The sequence below is a fragment of the uncultured Thalassospira sp. genome, from assembly GCF_963976115.1.
Taxonomy (GTDB): Bacteria; Pseudomonadota; Alphaproteobacteria; order Rhodospirillales; family Thalassospiraceae; genus Thalassospira.
This window is the reverse complement of sequence record NZ_CAXBJJ010000003.1, coordinates 14,415-37,571: the sequence shown is the minus strand read 5'-3', so window position 1 is coordinate 37,571 and position 23,157 is coordinate 14,415. Positions and strand designations below refer to the sequence as shown.

Below are 23,157 nucleotides of genomic sequence, written 5' to 3'. Positions count from 1 at the left end.
GATTTTGCATTCAATATTTGCAATTGAATACGTCGAAAGCAAGGCCTTTTATGGTCCCGAGTGTTTGTTTGAAATCAGTGTGTTTTTGAGGTGGCAGGGTTTCTTTTTGGGGTGCCACGATCCCCGTTAATAGACGAACAGTCGAACCACATAGGTGTTCGGCTGTTCGAATTGGGTTTGTAAGAACTTTGGAGCTGCTGTCGCGAAAATTCTATAGATTGTCGATTACAGCTTTGCCAAAGTCGCTACATGACAGGTTTCCGCCCAGGTCTCTGGTGCGGGTTCGCGGGTTTTCCAGCGTTTTGATGATAGCGGCATCAAGTTTAATGGCTGCGTTTTGCAAATCGCTGCGGCCGGTTTGTGTTCCCTTCCAGTCCAACAATAGAACCGCCGATAGCAGGAGGGATACCGGATTGGCGATATCCTGACCGGCAATATCAGGGGCAGAGCCGTGTGATGCCTGCGCGATTGCGTTTTGATCCCCGACATTAAGGGACCCGGAAAGACCAAGCCCTCCGGCCAATTCGGCGGCCTCGTTTGATAAAATATCACCAAACATATTTGTTGTGACGATCACGTCAAAAGCATCGGGCGTTCTGATCAGAAGAGATGCCATGGCATCGACATGTTCGTCGCGAACTTCAAGTCCATCTTGCAGTGCAGCAGCCTTTTTAGCTTCGGCCAGAAACAACCCGTCGCTAAGTTTCAGGACATTGGCTTTATGTACAATCGTTAAATGTTTGCGGCGCTTTGCTGCCAGTCCTGCCGCAAAGGCCGCCACGCGATAGCTCCCCCCGCGTGTAACCTTGCGCATGGCAAGGGCAAGGTCTTCTGTCGGCATGACCTCGCCGGTGCCTGCGAACATGGTGCGGTCGGCATAGAAACCTTCAGTGTTTTCACGCACAATAACCAAATCCATGCCTGGTGTAAGTGCCAGAAGCCCGCTTATGGCGCGCGACGGTCGCACATTGGCATAAAGATCCAGCTTGATCCGCAATGCAGCAGAGGGATTGATCCCGCCTTGTTCGGCAGGCGGATAATGTGCGGTGTCGACCGGGCCCAGGATGGTCATATCGGTATTGCGGACCCGCTCAATCAAATCAGGCGTGATTGTGACACCATGTTTTTCCAGGGATGAAAAACCGACATCCTCTTCGGTAAAGTGAAGGCCAAGCGACAGGTTGTGATCAATTTTCTCAAGGACGGTTCGGGTTGCCGCCGTTATTTCCGGCCCGATCCCGTCGCCGGGTAAAAAAAGAACCTTCATTAAGCCACTACCTTTTTCATAATGTTTCCCGAGACCAGAACCTTGCCTTCAAACAAACGTCGCGCCGTACGGACCACCCCGCCGGAAATGACAGAGAGATTGGGGCCTGATCCGTCAATTGTCAGTTCTACAGCGATCTTGCCGCTGGGATGTTCAATCTGAATCCATTGCTGCGGCATTGCCTTCAGGTCGATCATGCCGTCAGCAACGCTGCCCGAAAGTGATGCGCAACTGGCAACACAAATTGCCCCGGTTACGGCATGGGTTGCGTGGCAATTATGGGGGACAAAATAGCGCGATGTGATGTCTCCGCCCTGGGTTGGTTGTGACAAAATAGCCATTTTGGGCACCACCTTGCCCGTGCAATCTCCCAGTCCCATCAGGTCGGAGGCTTTGCGCCGGATCGCTTCCATCCGGGCCAAAAGATCGGTATTGCCATCAAGTTCCGCCTTGCTTTCATGACCGGTCAGGCCAAGGTCGTGTGCGCGAAACATCACCATGGGAACGGCAACATCGATGCAGGTTACTTCCACCCCGTCGATATAATTGATCGGTTTTCCTGTTGGCAGCAGCCGACCTGTTTTGCTGCCCATGACGTTTTTGAAACGAAGGATCAGGGGGGCGGCAGTGCCTGGAACGCCATCTATGGCGGCATCGCCGTTATAGGCGACCCTGCCGCCTGGTGTTGCCACCAGCGCATCGACAAGGGCGCCAACATTGCGGTTGTAGATACGAACCAGCGTTTGATCCCCGGTAATGGGCACCAAGCCTGCTTCAATTGCAAACGGTGCAACGGCGGCGGTCATATTGCCGCAATTGGGGTTCACATCAACCTCTGCCCGGTCAATTGCCACTTGTGCAAACAGAAACTCCACATCGGCGTCCGGTCTGCTGGAGGGGGCAACGATACAGGATTTGCTGGTTAATGTGTCGGCCCCGCCAATTCCGTCGATCTGGCGTTTGTCTGGCGAGCCCATCGCGGCAAGCAATATCTGGTCGCGCAGGGCAACATCATCTGGAAGGTCACTTTCGAGAAAAATCGGGCCTTTCGACGTTCCGCCGCGCATCATGACACAGGGGAGCGAATATTGATCATTCAATATCGGGGTATTTTTCATAATGCTCACCCTAACGGCCAGGGAAGTTCAATCAGGTCCTGAAGCAGGCCACCTGGAAAATCGAGAACCAGCGACCAGGCCAAAAAGCACAAACCGCCAATCGCGATGGTTGTCAGCAGAAGGGTTCGTGCCCAGGCCGCACCGGCCTTTAACCGAAGAAAGGCAACAAAAAAGCCGATAATGGCAATCAGGAATCCAAATAGCGCGGTTCCGGCGACCAGCCCGCCAATCCAAAGCACATAGTGCCAAAGGCTTGCTGTCGGTTTTTCTTCGTGTTGTGCCAATTCGAATTCATGATCGAAATTCGCACCATGTGACGGGGATGCTGTGACCAGTTGCCAGATCAGGATGGCCGTAACCACAAACATGACAATCGAAACAGAACCGGTAAAGACGCTGCCAAGAAATGAATGCTGGGTTGCATCCCATATGCCGAGGGCGAAAATCAAAAGGATTAGCCCGGCAAACAAAATTTGCGGTGTCCGATTTGGTGTATGGGAATGGCTGCTTTCTTCTTCCTCGACCGGATTGACCGGGTGTTTGCGCATTCCCATCAGAATGGAAATGACTGTCAGCGCCAAAATGATCATTACGCCTGGGCGCACCAGAAAACCCCAATCATAGAATTGTAAGGCCTGATACAGATAAGTTTCGGTGTTGGATGCGAGGACAAAACCAATCAGAAATGCCGGGCGCGGCCACCCAAAACGTTTCATCAACACGCCGAAAACCCCGAGGGCCAACAGGGCGACCATGTCGGAAAGGGAACGTGTTGCCTGGAATGCGGCAAAACAGATAACAGTGATCATAAAGGGTGCAAGATAGCCGTATTTGATCGTCGTCAACCGCGAAACAAAAGGCGACAGCAAAAGCGCGCCACCCGCACCAACCACGTTGGCAATCGCCAAAGACCAGATAATTGTATAGGTAATGTCAAGGTCGCGACCAACCATGGCCGGGCCTGCTTCAAGACCAATCAGCACCATGCCGCCCAGAAAAACGGCCATGCTGCCCGAGCCGGGAATACCAAATAACAAGGTGGGGACAAGCCCGCCGCCTTCTTTGGCATTGTTTGCACTTTCCGGTGCCAGAACGCCGCGAATGTCGCCTTTCCCAAACTGGGACTTGTCCTTGGCCGTTTGCACGACATGGCCATAGGCGATCCAGTCAACCACACTGCCGCCAAGCCCCGGCAATGCACCAACAATGCTGCCAAGTACGGCACAGCGCAGACATAGCCATTTATGGCGGATCATATCACGAACGCCATCGCGCCAACCCGACCCCAGCGTGCCATTATCTGAAATCGAGCGGTTTTGTCGGCAGAGATCAATGATTTCGGGAAAGGCGAACATACCCAAACCGACAATGACCAGCGGCAGACCGTCCATCAGATATACGGAATCAAAGCTCATGCGGAGCTCGCCGGTTGCAGGCGCCCCGCCAAGCGCACCCAATAACAGGCCAAGACCGGCTGCAATCACGCCTTTGGGCAGGCTTTTACCCGCCAGCACGCCAACCATCGACAGGCCAAGAACCGCCAGCATAAACAATTCCGCCGACCCGAACGCCAGAATGAGCGGCCTTGCAATGACAACAAAGCCAGTCAAAATAACGGCCCCGACCAGCCCGCCGACCAGGGATGCCGAAAATGCGGCACCAAGGGCGCGCGCACCATGCCCTTTTTTTGCCAAAGGAAATCCGTCCAGCACAGTTGCCTGTGATGCACTTGACCCCGGAATGCCCATTAGAACGGATGTAAAGGTATCTGAAGTCGGGATAACGGCCACCAGGCCGATCAGCATGGCAAGGGCTGAAATCTGGTCCATGCCATAGATAAATGGCAACAGAAGCGACAGCCCGACAATTCCGCCCAGCCCTGGCAGGATGCCGACAATCATTCCCATCCCAACACCCAAAAGCAGATACATCAAATGTTGGGGCTGAGTGAAATGAGACAATGCTGTCATCATTGCATCAAGCATTTAAAAAACTCCGGTAAAAGGCAAAGTTCACCTGTTCCCTGCAAGCGACCAGAAGGTCGGCGGGTGAGAAAAAGAGGGGGTGGACAATGCCCACCCCGGATCAGGAAAAGGGAGACTTCAGGGTTTCAGTTTTAGAACTGAACCGAATATTTTTCGGTCAGCCATTTTTGAACCCATGCGCGCGCATCGTCAGGAACATTGACGGCCTGACGGAAAATGCGCTCGGCGGGTTCCCCGACAATTTGCTTGTATTTGCCAAGGGTGGCTTCGCGGTCGGCGAGAAAGCTTTCATCTTCGGTTGCGGCCTGTGCTGCGGCACGATAAGCCTCAACGATATTTTCAGGCGTATCTTTTGGCAGGAAAACCATTTTCTGTGCCGGGAACCCGGCGATGAAAAAGGCTTTATATGCTTCCCAGGCCGGACCAGAGGGTTTTTTACCCTTCATCATTTCATAAGCTTCGGGGAAGCTTGGCAGATCAGGAAACGAGGGGTCACGGATAATATTGCCATCGTCATCCATGGCACCCCACGAGAATAGTGGCACGGCACTGCCAATATCGACCAGCGGGGTCACATTGTTGATAAACGCGGAAGAGGTTTGATAGTCGATATTGACTTCGCCACGTTCAAAGGCAAGACGACCTGCACCACGGCCCTTCATGCCAAAGACGGCATCAACTTCAAGGTCGAGAAGGTCGAACGCAAGTAACGGCACAAGATCAAGCGAGGTTGCGCCCTGGCTGCCATAGCGCAACCGAACACCTTCCAGTGCTTTGATATCTGCCGCTGATTTAAGGCCAAGCTCGGCATTCACATAAACGACACCACCTGTCGGTGATGCCAGCACGACGCGCCAGTCGCGCATTTCATATTGAACCCGCTTGTCGCGAAGCAAATACGGAAACTGTGTCGATCCTGATGTGCCAATAGCTGTCAAGCCGTCGTGTTTGGCCCGTGCTTCAAACTGATTGGCCCCGGAAGTGGAGCCGCCACCTGGAATATTTTTAACAACCACAGTCGGTTTTCCGGGTAGGAAAACACTGAAATAAGGGGCCCAGAAACGCCCCCATGTATCTGTTCCGCCGCCTTCTCCGAACGGAATGATCAGTTCGACACGCTCGCCTGAAAAGTCGGCTTCCTGCGCCATCGCGGTTCCAGAAAGGCCAAAAACAACTGCCGCGGCAGCACATGCAGCCTTAAGTGAGTAATTAACAGTTCGTCCCCATAGCATTAGGCATTCCCTCCAATAATATTGTTATCTCTCAATCAGGAGGATGCGAACGGCACATGCGATGTACAGACAAACGATTTCCTCCCGATCAGGCGTTCGGCTGTTTTTGTTATTCCGGTCATTGCCGGAGCCGCCGTATGCCTGTGGAATGAAATCTAGTCGATAAATGCTGTCAGTTTGCTGTCGATGTTATAATTTTTAATTTCCGAACTGTTTTTCGGTGTTATCTAGGAAAGATGCGTATTCTTATCATTGAAGATAACCTTATTTTGGCCGATAAAATTGCCGCGGCGATGCGGCAAATGGATCATGCTGTCGATCTGGTGCATGATGGCGAAGATGCCTTGCGGCTTGTTTTGCAGGAAACCTTTGACCTTTTAATTCTGGATTTGTCGCTTCCGGGCATGGACGGGCTGGAAATTTTAAAGACCGTGCGGGTTCGTAAAATCAATTTACCTGTCATGATATTGACCGCGCGGGGAAACCTGGATGAACGGGTTGCCGGTCTGGATGCCGGGGCCGATGACTATATGGTTAAACCATTCGAGATTTGCGAACTTGAAGCACGTGCGCGTGCGCTGCTGCGTCGGAATGTCGGGGTGCGAAACCCCAATATCTCGGTTGGGAAACTGGTCTTTAATTCGATTGACCGATCCGTAAGCGTAAACGGCGATTTTGTTGCCTTAACCCCCCGCGAACGCGGGGTATTGGAAGTTTTATTGCTAAATATCAGTCAAGTGATCAGCAAGGAAAAAATCGCGCTGCATTTGTTTGGTTTTGACGATGAGGCCAGTGTGAAATCGATCGAGCTTTATATCAGTCGATTGCGTAAAAAAATTGCACTGGCCGATGTTGAAGTGCGGACAATTCGCGGCCTTGGTTATATGATTGACGAATGACGGAAAATATTAAGACGACGTCCCTGCGTGCAAGGCTTTTGCTGTGGCTTTTGTTGCCAGGGCTGATCATGGCATTTGGTCTGCTTGCCAAAAATTATCTTTCGGTTAGTGAAGTCGCGAACCGTATTCAGGACCGCCTTTTGGTCGCACTGGCTGTTACAATTTCCGAACATGCGATTAAATCAAGTGGCGACCTTTTATCGCGCGATATCGAACTGTTACTTGAGCAATTTACCCGCGAGAATACCTATTATAGGGTGCAGGGGCCAGATGGTGCCTTTGTGACCGGAGATTTCGGCCTGCCGCGTGCCGCCAAAGACCTGGTTTTGCAACCGGGTGTTCCGCATTTTTACAATGCCAATTATCGGAACGAGGATGTGCGCGCAGTGGCGATGAAATATCTGGTGTCGGATCCATCGTCGAATATTCACGGATGGGTCACGATTGATGTTAGTCAGACCCGCCGACAACGCGACACCCTTATTCATGATGAATTAATGGGATCGAGCACTGATTATCTGGTTTTGATGTTTATCAGCGGCGTTTTTGCATGGATCGGCGTAACGCATGGTCTTGCCCCCCTGCAACGCTTGCAACAGGCCATTCGCCGCCGATCCACTGATGACTTACGCCCCATCCGCCATGTGATGCCCAAAGAAGTGACCGATGTGGTGATGTCGCTTAATGCATTATTGGCCCGTCTTGAAAGTTCGATCACGGCCAATCAACGTTTTATTGCCGATGCGTCGCATCAATTACGGACACCGTTGGCAACCGTGCAGGCCGAGGCAGAGTGGGCTTTGCGCAATACCCGGAACGATGAAGACAGAGAGGCGCTTGAACGTATCGTTCATCAAACGCGCCAGACCGCTCGGCTGACCTCGCAGCTTTTAAATCTGGCCCGTGTCTCGCCCGAGGGACGCAAGGCCAGCTGTTACGAGAAGATTGATCTTCTAAGGGTTGCGACCAATGTGACATCGGAAATGTTGCGATCTGCCGCCCGCCATAACGTTGATCTGGGCTTTGAGGATCAAAGCGAGGGCCTTAGCTGCGACATTGAAACCGGTAACGAGGTGCTGTTGCATGAAGCACTGGCGAACCTGATCGATAATGCGATTACTTATTGCCCGGCGGGCTCTGTGGTCACCGTCCGGGTGATTGGCAGTGGGGCCGCATCGGGCCCGATGCTGGAAGTTGAAGATAACGGGCCGGGTATCCCCGAGAAAGACCGGGACGCCGTTCTTGAGCGGTTTGTCCGTCTTGATAGCAATAATAAACAAGGTTCCGGTCTTGGCCTTGCCATTGTCAAGGAAGTCGCCGAGGCGCACGAGGCGATTTTAAGCCTTGAAGACGGGCCAAATGGCAGCGGATTGCGGGTCCGTATTGCTTTTCGTTAACAGTTATAACGTCTGACGCAATAAGGACCCGCGTTTGATGACCGGCAACCATTCTGGCGGCTTTAGGATTGATTTTTGCTGTTGCAGACACCGACAATCGCTTTGTGGTCATTCTTTTCAACCGCAAAAACAATCAGTGCAATCAGGCGATAAAAACCGTGGACGAACTTTCCATAAGGCATCGACAGAAACAGGGTTAAAACCACGCCCAGATGAAGGCATAGGGCCATACCAACATATGAGGTGTCGCGAACAATCATCAGGCCAAGCCCGGTTATGCTGGTAAGCAATAAAAGGATGAGGAAACTGATATCCATGCCTTTGTTGGTTTTGCCTTTTGGCGCTGCATCGGCCTTTCTTTTAAGCGCAAGCAGACCGACGGGGCCGATGATGAGACCCAGACCACCAACAATACCAAACAGTTTAGGCAGGCTTAGAAACCCGTATGGTGCTTGCAAGTCAAAGCCATAATGCATGATCGTACCCGACGATGTCGCCGCAAAACACAACATGAAACCCCAGAACGTCATCTGATGGAGCCAGCGGCGCGCCATCGACGGGGTTTCATCGGGATAAGAACATCCCTGTCCGTTGCCACCATCAAGATATTTTAGCGACAAGGCATCTTTTATTCCCTGATAGACTTGGGGATAATCAAGTTTCAGTGGGCTTGGCAGTTGCATTGTGCGCCAAAATTTGGCGGTTGATGCGACCAGTGCCAATAAAACAAAACCGCCAACAGCGCCAAACAGCGCGGCGAGAATATTGTGGGGAATCACACCGTAAAAGGCAGTATCGTGAACGGCAAAAAAGTCGGCGCCGGTTAAAAGAACGGTTGCAGCAAAGAACGCGGTGATGACCACAATTGACAACAGGCTGACCCACAGGCCGTTATTGACAAACAATTTGCCCATGAAGCCAGGCCAGGCATAAATGCCATAGTTTTCCTGGCGCAGTTCAGCCATGGCAGCAGGCACATTAAGCTGGAATTCGTGCGGAGGAGCATATTGGCAATTGTGATAGCAGGCCCCGCAATTATGGCAAAGATTGGCCAGGTAATCGACGGTATCGGCATTAAATTCCAGGCGCAGTTCCATCGCCTGGAAAACAGCACAATGGCCCTCGCAATATCGGCACGCGTTACAGATGGACATCACCCGTGCGGCTTCGGTTGTTTTATCGGTTGAGCGCATAATCAGCGGCCTCGCTTCCTGCAATTCGTCCAAACACATTGCCAATCGTCATGCCGATGCCAGCCAGATATCCTTGGCCCAGCACGTTTCCGGCCATGATTTCGCCTGCGGCATAGATGTTGCGGCTTAGGGTGCCATCAGCCATTTTCATGCATGCTTTTTCGCTGACTTCGACGCCGAGATAGGTGAATGTTATGCCCGGGCGCAGGGAATAGGCACTATAGGGGGGCTGATCAATGCGGCGGGACCAGTTGGTTTTGTTAACGGTTAGCCCGCTGGTATGAAGACCATCCAATGTTGTGTGGTCAAAATCACCGGGTTGAACCGCGTTGTTGAAGTTCGAAACAGTTTGCGCCAACACTTCGGGATCCAGGCCGATTTTTTCGGCCAGTTCTTGAATGGTATTGGCAATAACGGCGGGGAATACCGGGGGCATGAAGCCGCCTTTGGCTTTTTGGTCTATAATCACATGGGCGACCTGGCCGGGCTGATCCGCGACCAGTCGCCCCCAAATGGCATAGCGTTTCGGCCAGAAATCCTCTCCCTCGTCGTAAAAACGCTTGGCATTTTCATTGACGACAATACCAAGCGATACACAATCAACACGGGTGCAAATGCCGCCATCAAATTTTGGCGCACGCCCGTCAATTGCAACGGCATGACACTGATTGGGTTCACCGATCTGGCTGGCACCATTGTCGAGCAACATCCTTAAAAGATCGCCCCGATTATAAGGCGTGCCGCGGATCAGGAAATTTTCGGCGATGTCGCCCCAGGCTTCTTTCAGCCATTCAATATTGGCTTCAAATCCGCCTGCAGCCGCAATAAAGGCCGTGGCGGACACCGTGTGCTCCCCGATGCGAAGGCTTTTGAATTCGCCATTTTGGATGTCGATGGCCGTTATCATCGCATCATAATGAACTTCGATGCCCAGTTTTTCAGCGTGGCGATAAAGCGCATTTAGCAGTTGTTTCCCACCCCCCATGAAAAACGCGTTTGTGCGGCCAAGGTGTAATGTGCCGCCAAGGGGTGGTTGAAACTGCACGCCCCTTTCTTCAAGCCAGCCGACTGCCTCGGCCGATTTGCGCAACGTCATGCGGGCAAGTTTTTCATTGGTTTTGCCCTTGGTGACGCGCATCAGGTCTTCCCAATATTCAGCTTCGTCATATGTGCCGCTTAGCACAGATAGCGGACCAACATGCAGGGGACGCAGATTGCGGGTATGGCGGGTGTTGCCGCCCCGATAGGGTCGGGGTGCCCCTTCAAGCAGGCAGACACGCGCGCCCTTTTCGGCCGCGACGATGGCGGCAATGAGCCCGGCTTGCCCGCCGCCCGCGACAAGGACATCGTAATGATCATGGAGTGTTTTCACGAAGACGTCACCTTTTAGTGTTTTGTTGGATACTCTTGTATACAATTGTTCACAAACTTGTAGTTTGAAGACGAATGTGTCAAGTTCAAACAGATAAAAACAATCAAGGTATCTGTTCATGAGCTCTGATTCCGTCGATAAGCAGCCCCGCGGCGAAGTCGCCTACCGGAAGCTTCTGGCAGCCATCCAGCATGGAGAACTCAAACCCGGGACGCGAATCCGCGAGGCGGAGGTGGCGGAAAGGTTTGATGTCAGCCGCACGCCGGTGCGTGATGCAATTCGTCGTCTTGAAAGTGACGGGCTTTTGATTCATGTGCCGCGCCACGGGGCCGTCATAAAGGAACTCGATCATCGTGAAGTGATCGAACTTTATGAAATCCGCGAGGTGCTTGAAGGTACGGCGGCACGCTATGCGGCGCGTCACGCATCTGAGCTGGAAATAGCCGAGCTTGAGGACTTAAACGAGCTGATGCTTAAAAACAGTCAGGATCAGATAAAGGTCGCCGAAATTAACCGGCTGTTTCACCAGGCGTTATATCGGACTGCAAACAACCGTTATTTGATTGCGGCGCTTAATTCCCTGTCAAATTCAATGGCGCTTTTGGGCGGGACGACGTTGCAATATGACGGGCGCCCGCAAAGTGCGTATGCTGAACATAGTGAGATCGTTGATAATATTCGCAACGGCAATGCCGATGCCGCTGATACCGCAGCGCGCCTTCATATTCGCAATGCGCAAAGGTTGCGCATCAAACTGTTGCGCAACGCCCGGCAGGACGATCCTCAAGTGACGTCATAATATACGATCAAAAATATGGTCCTGAAACGCGTAAGGCCCTGCGCTCAGATGATGGCAGGGCCTTACGATGATTCTACCGCAACAACGAGGCGGTTTCAGACGTTTTTAGACATTGTAAGGGCAAGATCTTCGATCATGTCTTCCTGGCCGCCAACCATGCCGCGACGGCCCAGTTCAAGCAACAAATCACGTGCCGGGATGCCGTAGCGTTTTTCAGCCCGTTCTGCAAAAAGCAGGAATGATGAATAGACACCGGCATAACCAAGGACGAGTGAGCCGCGATCCACGCGGATCATGCGATCCATCATCGGCACAACAAGATCCTCGGCGGCGTCCATGATTTTGAACAGGTCGATGCCGGTTTCGACCCCCATGCGTTCAAACACCGCCACGAGAAGCTCGGTTGCGGCATTTCCTGCACCTGCACCAAGCCCGGCAATGGCACCGTCAATACGGTTGGCCCCCGCTGTAACGGCTGCGACCGAGTTGGCAATGCCCATGCCCAGGTTGTGGTGCCCATGGAAACCAAGCTCGGTTTCGGGCCGAAGGGCGGCACGGATGGCGGAAATGCGGTCGGTGACATCGTGGGGCAGCATATGACCGGCGGAATCCGTACAATAAATGCAGTTCGCGCCATATCCTTCCATCAACAGGGCCTGTTCGACCAGTTTTTCCGGGCTGGCGCGATGTGCCATCATCAGAAAGCCCACGGTATCCAACCCGGTTTTGGCGGCAAAGGTAATATGCTGTTCGGCGCAATCGGCCTCTGTACAATGGGTGGCGATACGCACACCGGCGATACCGCAATCCATTGCCCGCTTAAGCATATCGATGGTGCCAATACCCGGCAGCAAAAGTGCCGAAACCCTGGCGTTTTTAAGATGCGGGATCACAGCCGAAAGATATTCCTCGTCGGTTGCGGCCGCGAAACCATAATTGAGCGATGCGCCGCCCAGACCATCGCCGTGGGTGACTTCGATCCATGGCATTCCGGCGTCGTCGGCGGCCTTGGCCACCTCGATCATCTGACTGATTGAAATCTGGTGGCGTTTGGCATGCATGCCGTCCCGCAGGCTCATTTCGTGAAGCGTTATTTTACGTCCCTGGATGCTCATCTGTCTCTCCTCAGCCACGTTCTGGCAATGTGAACGCACCGCAATCGGCCTGTTCAGCAAAAAGTTCGGCTGTCCGAAGGGCGGCGGCCGTCATGATGTCCAAATTGCCCGCATATTTCGGCAAGAAGTCGCCCAGTCCTTCGACCTCGAGATAGATCGATACCCGGTTACCGTCGAAAACCGGCCCGTTCACCAGTTTGTATCCCGGGACATATTTTTGAACTTCAACCACCATCGCATTGACACTGGCGATGATTGCAGCATGATCGGGCGCGCTTTTTGTCAGCACATGCACCGTATCACGCATCAAAAGCGGGGGTTCTGCCGGATTGACGATAATAATCGCCTTGCCGCGCTTGGCCCCACCGACTTTCTCGATTGCTGCCGCCGTCGTCGCGGTGAATTCATCAATGTTTTTACGGGTGCCGGGGCCGATGGACCGCGATGACACAGCCGCAACGATTTCGCCATAATCAACTGGCTGCACGCGTGAAACAGCCGCAACCATCGGGATGGTGGCCTGACCGCCGCAGGTCACCATATTGACGTTCATTTCCTTGCTTTTGGCATGGTCGGCAAGGTTAACCGACGGAATGCAGAATGGGCCAATCGCGGCGGGTGTGAGATCCACCATGATCACGCCAAGCGCGTTCAACTTGCGCGAATTTTCTGCATGAACGTAGGCCGACGTCGCATCGAAGGCGACCCGAATGTCGTCGGCGATGACATGTTCAAGAACCCCGTCAACACCGGTTGCGCAGGTTTTAATGCCCATTTCGGCTGCCCGTTTAAGCCCTTCTGATGCCGGATCGATCCCGACCATCCAGACAGGCTCAACCCAGTCGGACCGGTTCATTTTCATCAGAAGATCGGTGCCGATATTGCCTGGCCCTATGATGACGGCCCGCAATTTCTTCGTCATTTTACATATCCTTTAATATCAAGTTACATTCCAAAGAAGGCAGGCAGTGCCAACGTGAGGGCCGGTATGTAGGTTACGATCATCAAAACCATGATCATGAGCAGTGTCGGTATGATTGCCCCTTTGATCACGGTTTCCAGGGTCAGATCCGCGACACGTGCTGCAACAAACAGGTTCACCCCGACGGGAGGTGTAACCATGCCAATGGCCAGGTTAATGATCATCATGATCCCGAAATGCTCGGCACTGACACCTAGCGCTGTCACCAGCGGCAATAAAATCGGCGTCAGAATAATGATGGCAGCAATCGTTTCCATGAAGGTGCCAACGACCAGCAAGACAACGTTGATCGCCAGTAACAGAATCCATGTTTGATCCACGGTGGATGTAATGGCGTTGGCGAGCATGACGGGCACGCCTTCGATTGCCAGTGCGCGACCAAAAATGGTGGCCGTTGCAACGATCAGCATGATGGTGGCCGATGTCAGGGCTGATCCGGCGAAAATTCGGTACAGTTTTTTAAAGCTGAGTTCCCGGTAAACAAAGGCCCCGACAAATAGCCCATAGATGACACCGACAGCCGCGGCCTCGGTCGGGGTGAAAATGCCGCCATAGATACCGCCCAGAATGATCACAGGTACCATCAATGCCCATTTGGCATCATTGATGGTTGCCAATATCTCCTTGCGGGAAGGACGATAATCGCTTGGGGTTTGTCCATCGGCGCGCGATTTCCACCACGCATAGGCGATCAGTGTGAGGCCAATCAGCAACCCGGGAAGCACGCCCCCCATAAACAGCTTTGAGACCGACACGTTGGCCGATGTCGCATAAATGACCATTGGAATAGAGGGGGGAATGATAACACCAAGTGACCCGGAAGATGCGATAAGCCCGGCTGAAAAGCCCTTTTTATACCCGTCTCTTGCCATTGCGGGCAGCAGAATGGTGCCAACAGCCGCCACCGTTGCCGGGCCAGACCCGGAAATGGCGGCAAAGAAAATGCACGTTACAACCGCAATAATGGCCATGCCGCCGGTATAGCGGCCAAATAAAAGGCGTGCGACATTGATCAGGCGCTGGGACAATCCGCCTTGTCCCATCAGATCGCCAGCAAGAATAAAGAACGGGACCGCCATCAATGGAAAACTGTCAATTGATGTAACCAGCACCTGCGGCACATAGCTGCCGGAAACCTTGCCAGATACAATCAGTGCAACAGTTGAGGCAACACCAAGCGATACTGCAATCGGAACCGAGATAAAAAGAAGAACAGCCAGCAGGCCGAACAAAATGAGAGAGATCATTGCATCTCTCTTTCAGTACCGTTGCGTACCGCGCAGAAGATGGATTGCGCCAGGCGCACCAGCACCATGACAAAACCGGTAAACGGTGCAAGATAGACAAACGCCATTGGCATACCAAGCGATGCGGATTTCTGACCAAAACGAAAGGTTTTCTCGATCAGGAACCAGCCTTGATACATCGCGTAACAGACAAAAGCGGCAAAAATGGCATGTGTGAGGATGCGTAAATAAATCTGCCCTTGTGCAGGTAACAGATCGGCAAACATGGTCACACGAATGTGCGCGTTTTTACGAATGGCGTAAGCGACACCGGTATAAGTCATCCAGATAAACAAATACCGGGCCAGTTCTTCCGACCAGGACAAAGACGCCCCCATCACATAGCGCATGAAAATCTGGATACCGATGAGGAATGTCATCATGGCCATCAGGGCTACGGTGAAGGCCTCTTCAAAATGCTCATCAACAAGTTTAAGCATAAATCCCTCCCTTGCCAGCCGATCAATGATCAGGGTGACTGCTGTGGATCAATCCGCCATCTGGCGGTTTTGGAACAGGGACTGGAAAAAGGGCAGGGCGCCGTACAACGACGCCCCGCTTTTGTCAGGGGATTATTTTTTGGTCGCGGCAAGCAGGCGATCGACGAGATCAGCACCGGCTTTTTCTTTGACGAGATCAGCAATCGGAGCCGCTTTTTTGACGAACAAAGACAGTTCTTCGGGCGTCAGGGTGGTGAACTTTACGTTTGTCATCGCCGCTTCGGCTTTGTCGTCCGCTTCCTGTGCCAGTTTGCGCTGGTAGGCAGTTGCGTCTTTGACGGCTGCATCAAAAATTGCACGGTCTTCGGCACTTAATGTTGCCAGCTTGTCCGGGCTTGCCAGAAGCGGCCACGGTGAATAAATGTGATTGGTTTTGGTAATGAAACTCTGAACTTCGTTGAATTTCATGTCATAGAAAAGGTTGATCGGCCCTTCCTGTGCATCGAAGATTCCCTGCTGCAGGGCCGTGAACAGTTCGTTAAATGCCAGCGGTGCCGGGTTCGCACCTTCATCACGCCAGGTCGCAATATTGACCTCGTTTTCCATGGTGCGCATTTTCATGCCCGCCAGGTCATCCGGAGTACGGATTTCCTTTTTCGAGTTGGTCAACTGGCGGAAACCGTTTTCCCAATATGCCAGGCCGACAATGCCCTTGTCTTTGAGCGAATTCATGATGTCGGTGCCGATTTCGCCGTCCAGCACTGCGTAAGCCTGTTGGCGATTGCTAAACAGGAAGGGAATGTCAAAAGCAAAGAATTCCGGGGCGAAAGAAGCGACCGGTGCTGATGATGCGAAGGTCAGGTCGATGTTGCCCAACTGTACATTCTCGATCGCTTCGCGTTCACCACCAAGTTGCGAATTGGGGTAAATTTCCAATCCAATTCGACCATTGGTTTTTTCGCGCAGTTCTTTATCAAGAAATTCAAATGCCTTGTGTCCGGTCGATGTCGGGGCAGAAGAATGGGCTGCCCGGAACAGAATTTCCGGTTCCGCTTGTGCGTGGCTTGCGAAAAATGCACCTGATATCATAACTGAAACAGTAGTCGCGCGGATAATCTGCGCCGTTTTCTTGAACGACATCGTCGTCCTCCCTTTTTACCAAGGCACCTGGTTTGGCGTCCTTGTGTTTCCCGAATTGCTTTTTTGAGTTCCGAGCAAAGCTCGGGGCTTCTGTCTTTTCCAGAGCTAATTGACTTAGTAAAAATGCGTTTACTTGTCAAATTTTAAAATCTATTTTCACTATGTGATAAATTAATCAATAAATATGGTCCGTCCACGTCCCGGAGATACCAATGCAAGCCGAATTTTTGCCAGACGATTTCTATGCCGCACTTTTGGAAATCGTCGGAAGCACCAGTGTTAGACATGCCGACGACATCCCCGAGTCCGCCCTGCATGACTGGAGTACCGAGCGCGGCGGAAGACCTTGCGCGCTGGTCACACCGCGCGACACCGGTGCTGTATCTGCCGTGCTGCGATTATGCCATCGGCACAACATTCCTGTTGTGCCGCAAGGCGGACTTTCGGGCCTGGCGGGCGGGGCCGTTCCGTCGGAAGGTGCGGTGTTGCTGTCTTTGGCCCGAATGGATCAGATCGAGGAAATCGACCCATCTTCGAGCCTGATGGTCGTAGGGGCTGGGTGTATCTTGCAGCGTATTCAGGATGCGGCACAGAATGCGGGGTTTTACTTCGCCCTTGATCTTGGTGCGCGGGGCTCCTGCCAGATTGGGGGGAATATCTCGACCAATGCAGGGGGTAACCGTGTCATCCGTTACGGTATGACGCGCGATCTTGTTCTGGGGCTGGAAGTCGTGCTTGCAGATGGCACGATTTTGCCAATGATGAACCGGATGCCGAAAAATAACGCTGCCCTTGATCTCAAGCATTTGTTCATTGGATCGGAAGGAACGCTGGGTGTTATCACGCGCGCTGTAATCAGGCTGCATCCCGGTATATGTGGTGCTAATACGGCACTGGTTGCGCTGCCGGATTTCGACGCCGCCATTGGCTTGATCAACCATGCCCAACGCATGTTATCGAGCCGCCTGACCGCGTTTGAACTTATGTGGAATGATTATTATCTGGCCGTTATTGATGAAACCGGCCAGAAACCGCCCTTGGCTACAGATTATCCGCTTTATGCACTGATCGATATGCAGGGCGCTGACCCGGACGGTGAAAAATCTGTGTTTGAAGCGATGTTGGAAACAGCATTTGAAGAAGGTATTATTTCCGATGCGGCAATTGCCCAGTCTCACCGTGAAATTGAAACCTTCTGGTCGCTACGTGATGGCGTCTCTGAAATTCTGTCACGGCGCGCCCCGGCGATCAGCTTTGATGTTTCAGTGCCACTGTCGCGCATCGGTGAATGTGTTAATGAAATTCGTGCGGCTTTGGCACAGACTTTCCCCGAATTACCGGTGATCTTTTTTGGTCATGCGGGGGATAGCAATATTCATCTGGTGGCAGGCTCCATTGCGAAATGTGACCCATGTGATCCGACGGGCGAGAATATTGAAAGAACGGTCTACGAGATTATTCGTCGCTACGGCGGGTCGGTCTCGGCGGAACATGGCATTGGTTTGCATAAAAAACCCTGGCTTTCCTATAGCCGTTCGGAAACCGAGCTTGCAACCCTGCGCCTTCTCAAACAGAGTTTTGACCCGAAGGGAATTCTAAACCCGGGGAAGGTTCTTTCATAAGGACGAGCTCTTTTGACGTGTTTGTTCTAAAAAGCCGCCGCGCTATGGTGGCGGCTTTTGGGGGAAAGTGCAAATGGGTGTTGCTTATGCACCAAGCTCGTGCGAAATCGATTTGGCGATCCGCTGGACCAGCGGGATCAGATCCGTCATACGCGCCGGAGACATATATTCCATGGTCGATGAAACCGACACTGCGGCAATGATTTTGCCGGTTGCATCGCGCAAAGGGGCCGCGACGCAGCGAATGGAGGGGGCATCTTCACCCAGATCATAGCTATACCCCCCCGCCCGGTAGGAGGCCATCATGGCCAGCCAGTCCTTTTGCGACATACCGTCTGGTAACAGATGGCCATCTTGCTCATAGAGCTGTTTTAAAACCAGTTCCGGTTCATCAAATAACAGTGCTTTTCCTACACCGGTTGAAATAATCGGTTTGCGGCCGCCGACCCGCGAACTGATTTCAACCGGGCGTGCACCGGGTAGTTTGTCAAGATAGGTCACTTCCCATCCTTCGCGGCGCGCCAGATGAACTGTGTCATGCGTCAGACCGGATAATTCGTCCAGCCATGGTCGGGCCACCTGTACAAGGTCCACCCGCGAATAGGCTGTAAAACCAAGTTCAATCAGTCGCGGGCCTAAAGTGAAGCCACGCGACTTTTCGGGTTTGAGATAGCGTTGTTCCTGCAACACCGCAACAATGCGATGCACCGTGCTATAGGTCAGCCCTGTGACCGAAGCAATTTCCTGAATGTTACGGGGGCGTTCGGCAACAGCGTCAATAATCTGGAACCCGCGCACAAGCGTCTGACTGCGCTGAGCCTGTGGTTCATGTCCATCTTTCGACGGTTTGATTTTTTCTGCCATGTGCTCAATTTCCAAATCAATAATGGACGTTTCTATCAACAGCGGAAGCAAACATCCAGTGATCACAGGAAGCCGTTTCTTTACAGGATAAAGTATATCTGATGAAAATGCCCCTCCCTATGGCCGGGGAGGGGAGATGGATCGGGCTGTTTCGACGATATGTGGAACGATTTCGGCTTCGGCTTGTTCCAAAGTCCAGCGAATGATTGGCAATGAACAATGGATGGCCGCTACGGGGGTTCCATCCATTGTGCAGATCGGGGCCGCGATGTTGATTTCATCGGGCAGGACCTGGCGCAGGCTCATGCAATAACCTTTGTCGCGGGCGGTCAGGATGTTTTCAAGGATTTGGCCGCGATCCATTGTTGTCCAGGGCGTGTATTGTTTGAGCGGCCATTCATTTACGCATTTATGGATTGTTGCTTCGTCCTGGCGGCTCAGGATCACGCGGCCCGATGATGCTGTCAGGGCCGGTACCCGCCGACCGATGACCGAGGCACCGTAACTTGTTCGATAGCCCGGGATGCGCACGACATACATAATTTCCTGTTCGATCGGGCGGGCCATGTTAATGGTTTGCTGAATCTGACGGCTAAGTTCGATCAGGCGGGGCATGGCAAGCTGCACAAGGTTGTCAGACCATAAATAGGCATAGGCCATATCGAGATATTTCAACGATGGCTGATATCGCCGGGTTTCGGCATTTTTGTTGAGATAACCCAATTGATGCAGCGTATTCACAAAGCGCTGTGCAGCACTTTTATCCAACCCCGTTTCGCGCGCAATTTCGGAAAGGCCCAGCTCCAGCTTGTCTTCCGAAAAGACCTCAAGAATGCGCAAACCCTTTTCCAGAGACGCGACATAAAGTGTGTCTTGCCGCGGTTTTTCGCGATCTTTCAAGTTGAACCTTCCCCCATGCTTTCCAAGTAAACCGATCAGGATGCTTGACACATCAAGCCAGGCTTCTTATCGTTGATCGGTATACAGTAATCTGTATTACAATATAATACAAAATGTTTCGGCGAACAACGTCGTTACCAAAAAATATATATGTCAAGGAGGCATCATGAAGACGGTTCTTAAAGGGGCGAGTCTGTTCGCCCTGACAATGCTGGCTGTCGCAGGTTCTGCACATGCCGGTAAATCAGACGACACGCTTAACATTGCATTCACCAAGGAACTCGAAAACGTAGACGGCTACTTTAACTCAGCCCGTGAAGGGGTGATTATGCAGCGTACCGTCTGGGACAGCTTGTTATACCGTGATCCCGAAACCGGCGAATACAAGGGCAATCTTGCCACTGATTGGAAATGGGTCGATGACGTGACCCTTGACCTGGATTTGCGCAAGGGTGTGAAATTCCACAATGGGGCGGACTTCACCGCTGACGACGTGGTTTACACTGTAAACTGGGTTGCGGACCCATCGCATGGTGTTAAGACCCAGCGGAATGTCGACTGGATGAAAAGTGCCGAAAAGCTGGGTGATTACAAGGTGCGCCTTCATTTAAAGGCACCTTTCCCGGCCGCATATGAATATCTTTCCGGGCCGGTTCCAATCTACCCGCATGAATATTATGCCAAGGTCGGGCCGAGTGGCATGGGCCAGCATCCGGTCGGTACCGGGCCTTACAAAGTCGTCTCGGTCGATCCGGGCAAGCATTTCGTGCTTGAAAAATTCGATGGTTATTTCAAGGACAGCCCAAAGGGGCAGGCAAAGATTGGCCATCTTGATATTCGCACAATTCCCGACATCAATACCGAAGTCGCAGAGCTGTTTAGCGGCGGGCTTGACTGGATCTGGCAGGTTCCGGCTGATCAGGCCGAAAAGCTAAAGGAAATGGACCAGTTCACCGTTGCCAATGAAAGCACGATGCGGATTGGCTATATCGACATGGATGCCGCTGGTCGCACCGGCGAGAAAAACCCGATGACCGATGTTCAGGTGCGGCGTGCGGTGGCTCATGCCATTGACCGTCAAGCCATTGTCGACGGGTTGCTCAAGGGTAAATCCAGGGTTGTCGATGCTGCTTGCTTCCCGACCCAGTTCGGCTGCACCCAGGATGTGACCAAATACGACTATAATCCTGAAAAAGCCAAAGAACTTCTGGCAGAAGCCGGATATCCCGATGGCTTTACCATTGATTTTTATGCCTATCGTGATCGCCAATATGCCGAAGCCCTTGCAAACTATCTCAATGCTGTCGGGATCAAAACCAACTTTAAACTTCTGCAATATTCCGCTTTGCGTGAATTGCGCATGAAGCAGGGAACGCCAATGTCTTTCCAGACATGGGGCTCTTATTCGATCAACGACGCCTCGGCAATTGTCAGCCAGTTCTTCAAACTGGGTTCGCTCGACACGGCCCATGACGAGGAAATCAAGAAGTGGCTTGATGTTGCCGACAGCTCGGTCGATCCTGAAAAACGTAAGGAATACTACGCCAAGGCCTTCAAAAAGATTGCTGATCAGGCTTATTGGGTGCCGTTGTTCTCGTACAATGCCAACTACGTCTTTACCAAGGATCTGGATTACACACCGACAACGGACGCTATTCCGCGGTTCTTCCAGATGAGCTGGAAATAAATCTCCAGTAACCAGAAAACGGGGTACGGACGGTGTTGATTTACACACTTAAAAGGCTGGGGCTGGCCATATTGGTTGCCCTTGCCGTCTCGATGCTAAGTTTTACATTGTTGCATCTTTCGGGCGACCCGGCGTCGGCAATTGCCGGGGAGTCCGCCACCGATGCAGACATTGCGGCCATTCGCGCCTTTTACGGGTTCGACCGGCCATTGATCGTGCAATATGCCGACTGGCTTTTTAGTGCGGTGCGGGGTGATTTTGGTGAAAGTTATTACTTTCAACTGCCTGTTGCCCAACTGATTGGCGATCGGTTATCGATTACGATGACGCTTGGCATTTGTGGCATTTCCTTTGCCATCCTGACGGCTGTGCCTTTAGGGGTTGCCGCCGCCGTCCGTCCCAACAGCATAATTGACCGGGTGGCCCTGTTCATTTCGGTCATGGGGCAGGCCATGCCCAGTTTCTGGTTTGGCCTGGTTCTGGTTGTCATTTTTAGTATCAAGTTTCGGCTGCTGCCACCTTCGGGCACAGATGGCTGGCAAAATTTCGTTATGCCAACCGTGGTGCTGGGCTATTACGCGATGCCTGCCATTATGCGCCTGACACGGGCCGGTATGCTGGATGTTCTGAGCGCGGATTATGTTCGAACGGCGCGCGCCAAGGGTGCCAGCGAAATGCGGGTCATGTTCAAACATGCGCTGCGCAATGCGATCATTCCGGTTGTCAGTCTGTCGGCGGTGCAAATGGGGTTCATGTTGGGCGGGTCTATCGTGGTTGAATCGATCTTTGCCTTGCACGGCGCGGGGTATCTGGCGTGGGAATCGATTGGGCGTAACGACCTGCCGACGGTGCAGGCGTTGATCCTGATTTTCGCGTTGTTCTATATCGTTTTTACCTTTCTTTCCGATTTGCTAAATGCGTGGCTTGACCCGCGTATGAGGGTGGGCTGACATGGCAAAAACAATTGAAACCGTCGAAGTCGCGCTGAGCGGCCCGACACCCGGGCAAGTTTTGCGCGGCCGCATCTTTGGTCATCGCGGCCTTATGTTCGGTGGTTTGGTTCTGGCGGCAATTTGCATTATTGCGGTGCTGGCACCCGTACTTGCCCCGCATGATCCTTATACTCAAAACCTTCTGACACGTATGCAGCCCCCCGTCTGGTTCGACAAGGGGACGTGGGATCATCCGTTGGGTACGGATCATCTTGGCCGCGATTATATGTCGCGTCTGATTTATGGGGCGCGTATTTCGCTGATGATTGGCGGGATTGCGGCGGTGATTTCGGGCCTGATCGGCACCGCGATGGGGGTGGCCGCAGGTTATTTTGGCGGCAAGGTCGATACAGTGGTGACCTTTGTCATCAATGTGCGGCTTGCTATGCCGGTTGTTCTGGTGGCTTTGGCTGTGGTTGCTGTTTTTGGCGGATCGCTTCAGGTTGTCATTCTGGTGCTGGGGCTTTTGTTATGGGACCGGTTTGCCGTGGTGATGCGCGCCGCAACCCAGCAATTGCGATCGATGGAATATGTTAACGCGGCGCGCGCGATTGGCTGTTCGACCTGGCGGATCGTGTTTAGCGAAATCATGCCCAATATCGTCAACAGCCTGATTGTGGTTGTGACGCTGGAAATGGCCCATGCGATTTTGCTTGAAGCCGCCCTGTCGTTTCTGGGCCTTGGCGTGCAACCGCCAACCCCTTCGTGGGGGTTGATGGTCTCGGAAGGTAAACAGATGCTGTTGTTCGAGCCGTGGCTGATTACCATTCCCGGTGTTGCCCTGTTTGTTCTGGTGTTGGCGATTAATTTGCTGGGCGATGGCCTGCGCGATGTATCGGCCCCGGAAAACCGCAATTAAAGAAAGGA

Annotated in this window: 20 protein-coding genes; 7 read left to right on the top strand and 13 right to left on the bottom strand. The window is 52.6% G+C overall.

What is annotated here, in order from left to right; translation table 11 throughout:
• Window positions 1-211 precede the first annotated feature (211 nt).
• The 4 genes from AAC086_RS03995 to AAC086_RS03980 all read right to left on the bottom strand — a co-directional run bounded on the left by AAC086_RS03995 (window position 212) and on the right by AAC086_RS03980 (window position 5,518).
• Window positions 212-1,267: an isocitrate/isopropylmalate family dehydrogenase gene (locus AAC086_RS03995; RefSeq protein ID WP_339775587.1), complete on the bottom strand. Its 1,056-nt coding sequence runs from the start codon at window positions 1,265-1,267 to the stop codon at window positions 212-214.
• Window positions 1,267-2,385: a 4-oxalomesaconate tautomerase gene (locus AAC086_RS03990; RefSeq protein ID WP_339775584.1), complete on the bottom strand. Its 1,119-nt coding sequence runs from the start codon at window positions 2,383-2,385 to the stop codon at window positions 1,267-1,269. Before AAC086_RS03990 ends, AAC086_RS03995 begins: the two co-directional genes overlap by 1 nt.
• Before the next feature lie 5 nt (window positions 2,386-2,390).
• Window positions 2,391-4,370, bottom strand: a complete 1,980-nt coding sequence (locus AAC086_RS03985) for a tripartite tricarboxylate transporter permease (protein WP_339775582.1) — start codon at window positions 4,368-4,370, stop codon at window positions 2,391-2,393.
• A gap of 131 nt (window positions 4,371-4,501) precedes the next feature.
• Window positions 4,502-5,518: a tricarboxylate transporter gene (locus AAC086_RS03980; RefSeq protein ID WP_339775579.1), complete on the bottom strand. Its 1,017-nt coding sequence runs from the start codon at window positions 5,516-5,518 to the stop codon at window positions 4,502-4,504.
• 320 nt (window positions 5,519-5,838) lie between these two features.
• Here AAC086_RS03980 and AAC086_RS03975 point away from each other — a divergent pair, with 320 nt between their 5' ends.
• Window positions 5,839-6,501: a response regulator transcription factor gene (locus tag AAC086_RS03975; protein ID WP_085595825.1), complete on the top strand. Its 663-nt coding sequence runs from the start codon at window positions 5,839-5,841 to the stop codon at window positions 6,499-6,501.
• Window positions 6,498-7,898: a sensor histidine kinase gene (locus AAC086_RS03970; RefSeq protein WP_339775576.1), complete on the top strand. Its 1,401-nt coding sequence runs from the start codon at window positions 6,498-6,500 to the stop codon at window positions 7,896-7,898. Before AAC086_RS03975 ends, AAC086_RS03970 begins: the two co-directional genes overlap by 4 nt.
• Before the next feature lie 62 nt (window positions 7,899-7,960).
• Here AAC086_RS03970 and tcuB read toward each other — a convergent pair whose 3' ends face one another.
• Both tcuB and tcuA read right to left on the bottom strand, forming a co-directional pair.
• On the bottom strand, window positions 7,961-9,091 hold the full coding sequence (tcuB, locus tag AAC086_RS03965) for a tricarballylate utilization 4Fe-4S protein TcuB (protein ID WP_339775574.1): 1,131 nt from the start codon (window positions 9,089-9,091) through the stop codon (window positions 7,961-7,963).
• Entirely contained in the window at window positions 9,075-10,463 is a 1,389-nt protein-coding gene (gene tcuA, locus AAC086_RS03960) for an FAD-dependent tricarballylate dehydrogenase TcuA (RefSeq protein ID WP_339775572.1), read from the bottom strand. The genes tcuB and tcuA overlap by 17 nt, the downstream gene beginning before the upstream one ends.
• Window positions 10,464-10,581: 118 nt before the next feature.
• On the opposite strand from tcuA, the gene AAC086_RS03955 reads away from it, so the two are divergent.
• Window positions 10,582-11,262: a GntR family transcriptional regulator gene (locus AAC086_RS03955; protein WP_339775570.1), complete on the top strand. Its 681-nt coding sequence runs from the start codon at window positions 10,582-10,584 to the stop codon at window positions 11,260-11,262.
• Window positions 11,263-11,357: 95 nt separating this feature from the next.
• On the opposite strand, the gene dmpG is transcribed toward AAC086_RS03955, so the two are convergent.
• From dmpG to AAC086_RS03930, 5 genes are all read right to left on the bottom strand, one after another.
• Complete coding sequence (dmpG, locus tag AAC086_RS03950) at window positions 11,358-12,377, bottom strand: 4-hydroxy-2-oxovalerate aldolase (RefSeq protein ID WP_339775568.1); 1,020 nt, start codon at window positions 12,375-12,377, stop codon at window positions 11,358-11,360.
• A gap of 10 nt (window positions 12,378-12,387) precedes the next feature.
• On the bottom strand, window positions 12,388-13,299 hold the full coding sequence (locus tag AAC086_RS03945; protein WP_339775566.1) for an acetaldehyde dehydrogenase (acetylating): 912 nt from the start codon (window positions 13,297-13,299) through the stop codon (window positions 12,388-12,390).
• A 23-nt stretch (window positions 13,300-13,322) separates the two neighbouring features.
• Window positions 13,323-14,606 (bottom strand): TRAP transporter large permease, encoded by a 1,284-nt coding sequence (locus tag AAC086_RS03940; protein ID WP_339775562.1) that lies wholly within the window; start codon window positions 14,604-14,606, stop codon window positions 13,323-13,325.
• Complete coding sequence (locus AAC086_RS03935) at window positions 14,603-15,085, bottom strand: TRAP transporter small permease (protein WP_085595653.1); 483 nt, start codon at window positions 15,083-15,085, stop codon at window positions 14,603-14,605. The genes AAC086_RS03940 and AAC086_RS03935 overlap by 4 nt, the downstream gene beginning before the upstream one ends.
• 132 nt (window positions 15,086-15,217) lie before the next feature.
• Window positions 15,218-16,225: a TRAP transporter substrate-binding protein gene (locus AAC086_RS03930; RefSeq protein ID WP_339775559.1), complete on the bottom strand. Its 1,008-nt coding sequence runs from the start codon at window positions 16,223-16,225 to the stop codon at window positions 15,218-15,220.
• 212 nt (window positions 16,226-16,437) lie between these two features.
• Between AAC086_RS03930 and AAC086_RS03925 the strand changes: the two genes are divergently transcribed.
• Entirely contained in the window at window positions 16,438-17,847 is a 1,410-nt protein-coding gene (locus tag AAC086_RS03925; RefSeq protein ID WP_339775556.1) for an FAD-binding oxidoreductase, read from the top strand.
• Between the two features lie 84 nt (window positions 17,848-17,931).
• On the opposite strand, the gene AAC086_RS03920 is transcribed toward AAC086_RS03925, so the two are convergent.
• Together AAC086_RS03920 and AAC086_RS03915 are read right to left on the bottom strand one after the other, a co-directional pair.
• The gene (locus AAC086_RS03920) at window positions 17,932-18,711 is read right to left on the bottom strand and encodes an IclR family transcriptional regulator (RefSeq protein WP_339775554.1); all 780 of its coding nucleotides are present in this window, start codon (window positions 18,709-18,711) and stop codon (window positions 17,932-17,934) included.
• Window positions 18,712-18,828: 117 nt separating this feature from the next.
• Complete coding sequence (locus AAC086_RS03915) at window positions 18,829-19,611, bottom strand: IclR family transcriptional regulator C-terminal domain-containing protein (protein WP_339775552.1); 783 nt, start codon at window positions 19,609-19,611, stop codon at window positions 18,829-18,831.
• A gap of 166 nt (window positions 19,612-19,777) precedes the next feature.
• On the opposite strand from AAC086_RS03915, the gene AAC086_RS03910 reads away from it, so the two are divergent.
• From AAC086_RS03910 to AAC086_RS03900, 3 genes are read left to right on the top strand one after another with little or no spacing between them, the layout of a single operon-like run.
• Window positions 19,778-21,298, top strand: coding sequence for an ABC transporter substrate-binding protein (locus AAC086_RS03910; RefSeq protein WP_339775550.1), 1,521 nt, complete (start codon window positions 19,778-19,780; stop codon window positions 21,296-21,298).
• A gap of 32 nt (window positions 21,299-21,330) precedes the next feature.
• Entirely contained in the window at window positions 21,331-22,248 is a 918-nt protein-coding gene (locus AAC086_RS03905; RefSeq protein WP_339775547.1) for an ABC transporter permease, read from the top strand.
• Between the two features lies 1 nt (window position 22,249).
• Complete coding sequence (locus tag AAC086_RS03900; protein ID WP_339775546.1) at window positions 22,250-23,149, top strand: ABC transporter permease; 900 nt, start codon at window positions 22,250-22,252, stop codon at window positions 23,147-23,149.
• The last annotated feature ends 8 nt before the right edge of the window (window positions 23,150-23,157 follow it).

What these genes read in the sequence shown, in the direction of transcription:
- AAC086_RS03990 (WP_339775584.1), bottom strand. Translation starts at nt 2,385, where the DNA reads ATGAAAAATACCCCGATATTGAATGATCAATATTCGCTCCCCTGTGTC.
- tcuB (WP_339775574.1), bottom strand. Translation starts at nt 9,091, where the DNA reads ATGCGCTCAACCGATAAAACAACCGAAGCCGCACGGGTGATGTCCATC.
- AAC086_RS03980 (WP_339775579.1), bottom strand. Translation starts at nt 5,518, where the DNA reads ATGGCGCAGGAAGCCGACTTTTCAGGCGAGCGTGTCGAACTGATCATT.
- AAC086_RS03995 (WP_339775587.1), bottom strand. Translation starts at nt 1,267, where the DNA reads ATGAAGGTTCTTTTTTTACCCGGCGACGGGATCGGGCCGGAAATAACG.
- AAC086_RS03925 (WP_339775556.1), top strand. Translation starts at nt 16,438, where the DNA reads ATGCAAGCCGAATTTTTGCCAGACGATTTCTATGCCGCACTTTTGGAA.
- AAC086_RS03955 (WP_339775570.1), top strand. Translation starts at nt 10,582, where the DNA reads ATGAGCTCTGATTCCGTCGATAAGCAGCCCCGCGGCGAAGTCGCCTAC.
- AAC086_RS03945 (WP_339775566.1), bottom strand. Translation starts at nt 13,299, where the DNA reads ATGACGAAGAAATTGCGGGCCGTCATCATAGGGCCAGGCAATATCGGC.
- AAC086_RS03935 (WP_085595653.1), bottom strand. Translation starts at nt 15,085, where the DNA reads ATGCTTAAACTTGTTGATGAGCATTTTGAAGAGGCCTTCACCGTAGCC.
- AAC086_RS03940 (WP_339775562.1), bottom strand. Translation starts at nt 14,606, where the DNA reads ATGATCTCTCTCATTTTGTTCGGCCTGCTGGCTGTTCTTCTTTTTATC.
- AAC086_RS03985 (WP_339775582.1), bottom strand. Translation starts at nt 4,370, where the DNA reads ATGCTTGATGCAATGATGACAGCATTGTCTCATTTCACTCAGCCCCAA.
- AAC086_RS03910 (WP_339775550.1), top strand. Translation starts at nt 19,778, where the DNA reads ATGAAGACGGTTCTTAAAGGGGCGAGTCTGTTCGCCCTGACAATGCTG.
- AAC086_RS03970 (WP_339775576.1), top strand. Translation starts at nt 6,498, where the DNA reads ATGACGGAAAATATTAAGACGACGTCCCTGCGTGCAAGGCTTTTGCTG.
- AAC086_RS03920 (WP_339775554.1), bottom strand. Translation starts at nt 18,711, where the DNA reads ATGGCAGAAAAAATCAAACCGTCGAAAGATGGACATGAACCACAGGCT.
- AAC086_RS03975 (WP_085595825.1), top strand. Translation starts at nt 5,839, where the DNA reads ATGCGTATTCTTATCATTGAAGATAACCTTATTTTGGCCGATAAAATT.
- dmpG (WP_339775568.1), bottom strand. Translation starts at nt 12,377, where the DNA reads ATGAGCATCCAGGGACGTAAAATAACGCTTCACGAAATGAGCCTGCGG.
- AAC086_RS03900 (WP_339775546.1), top strand. Translation starts at nt 22,250, where the DNA reads ATGGCAAAAACAATTGAAACCGTCGAAGTCGCGCTGAGCGGCCCGACA.
- AAC086_RS03930 (WP_339775559.1), bottom strand. Translation starts at nt 16,225, where the DNA reads ATGTCGTTCAAGAAAACGGCGCAGATTATCCGCGCGACTACTGTTTCA.